The organism is Mesorhizobium sp. M1A.F.Ca.ET.072.01.1.1 (assembly GCF_004023325.1).
Lineage (GTDB): Bacteria > Pseudomonadota > Alphaproteobacteria > Rhizobiales > Rhizobiaceae > Mesorhizobium.
Window position 1 is genome coordinate 1 of record NZ_RZSF01000582.1, and the last position, 2,102, is coordinate 2,102.

Annotated in this window: 2 protein-coding genes; both read left to right on the plus strand. The window is 59.1% G+C overall.

Annotated elements, in window-relative coordinates:
- Positions 1-207, plus strand: a 207-nt coding sequence (locus EOA32_RS36535; RefSeq protein WP_128374257.1) for an exopolysaccharide production repressor protein, incomplete at its 5' end; no start/stop codon positions are given.
- 236 nt (positions 208-443) lie between these two features.
- Positions 444-1,457, plus strand: coding sequence for a 1-aminocyclopropane-1-carboxylate deaminase (locus EOA32_RS36540; protein ID WP_024505903.1), 1,014 nt, complete (start codon positions 444-446; stop codon positions 1,455-1,457).
- Positions 1,458-2,102: the final 645 nt, after the last annotated feature.

A 2,102-nucleotide genomic window follows, 5' to 3' on the forward strand; every position in this document is an offset into this window, starting at 1 on the left:
TGCAGCAATGCGTCGATGGTTTACTTCGCTTTGGATTCGCTCCGTGTGGCAGTCGTCACGACGCTGGCCTGTTCGCTGCTGCTTCAGGCCGGCTCCTTCGGCCGCGTGCTCTTTCTGATCTGGCAGTCCTCTAGCCGCGCTCGTGGAACTCGCCACAGGGGCCAGCATGCCGATGGTTACAGGAAAGCTCGGGTACCAGTCGTCTGACTCTGATCAACTGCGGAATGCAATTTTCAGCTGTGTCCCGGCTTGGTCGAATGCCCAGCATGTGCTGCTGCTTTGATGCGCGGATGACAGGATCAGTGCTCAGACCCACACCAATTTTGGTCACCCTCTGATGACTGAGCTGATCGTATAGGGAATCTGTGTTCGGCTAACACGCGACCATACCCCTGGGCTGACCGGTGCGTAGCCGGTTCAGGTACTTTTTTGCTGGAGATAGCATGCTGGAAAAATTCGAACGTTATCCGCTCACCTTTGGACCCACGCCGATCGAGAGGCTCGACCGCCTCGGCAAGCATCTGGGCGACAAGGTGGAAATCTACGTCAAACGCGAGGACTGCAACTCCGGTCTCGCGTTCGGCGGAAACAAGCTGCGCAAGCTCGAATACATTGTGCCCGACGCGATCGCGTCAGATGCCGATACGCTCGTCACAATCGGTGGCGTGCAGTCCAACCATACGCGCATGGTCGCTGCGGTCGCCGCCAAGATCGGCATGAAATGCCTCCTGGTCCAGGAGAGCTGGGTCCCACATGATGATGCTGTCTACGACCGGGTCGGCAATATCCTCTTGAGCCGCATCATGGGGGCAGAGGTGCGCCTGGTTGACGAGGGCTTTGACATCGGCATCCGCCGCAGCTGGGAAAAGGCACTTTATGAAGTCAAGGCAAGGGGCGGCAGGCCATATGCGATACCTGCCGGCGCCTCTGTCCACAAATACGGCGGCCTGGGCTATGTGGGGTTCGCTGAGGAGGTGCGTGCCCAGGAAGAGCAGCTTGGGTTTGCCTTCGACTATATCGTCGTCTGTACGGTGACTGGTTCAACCCACGGCGGCATGCTCGTCGGGTTCGCCAAGGATGGTCGACAGCGCAACGTGATCGGTATCGATGCCTCCGCCATGCCCGCCAAGACCAAGGCGCAGGTGCTCGGCATCGCCCAAAATACAGCGAAGCTCGTCCACCTCGGAGCGGAAATTGTCGAGGCAGACGTGGTGTTGTTCATGGACTACGCGTACCCGGGTTATGGCGTTCCATCGGAGGAAACCAAAGAGGCAATCCGTTTGTGCGCGCGGCTCGAGGGCATGATTACGGACCCCGTTTACGAGGGCAAATCGATGCAAGGGATGATCGACCTCGTCCAGAGGGGCTTCTTTCCACAGGGATCGAGGGTCCTCTACGCACATCTAGGCGGCGCGCCGGCGATCAACGGGTACGGCTACACCTTTCGCAACGGCTGACGTTCGGCAGTCTGCGATTCCGCGGTCGCGCTCGAACGTGGGTAGGTAGCGTCGTTCGAGCGCTTGGCTGGAGAAGTGGAGGCAGCGACGGGCATCCACTAATTGGTACCATTACGTGCTGTCGGGGCTCAACGCCACGCGCATTGAGCGCATGCCGCCGTTGGCAACCGCGAGGCGAATTTTGACTCCGGGGCAAGAATCCACACGCGGCGGTGGCGGCACGAGGACCAAGCCGGCGAGTTCGCGCTTTCGAACTGGCGCCAAACTGCCACTGCTCGAGGACCGAGGCCAGTCTAATCACAGGCGAGCCGTCCAAGCTCTCAAGAGATAGGGCGAAACCCGACAGCGGCAGAAGACATGTCGGGTTCACGACAATCGGCCGCATTTAGCCTCGTGGAGAATTTCAAAGCATTTCCCGCCGCTTACCGGAGCTGAGGGAATTGGCACCTCCGTTGCAGCTTGATGTGCGGCAACACGGTGAGAGCTTCGCTGAAGCAAGCCAGAGGGAGCGATGCCCTCGAGACCGTGTCCGATTTTGACGGGAAAATATTCCGCGACAAAAGAGACGAAAGGTGTGGAATGACTTTGGACACCAAGATGGAACTGCGTATGGGGTCCCCGGCTCCTGCGATCAAAGTGGAGAAC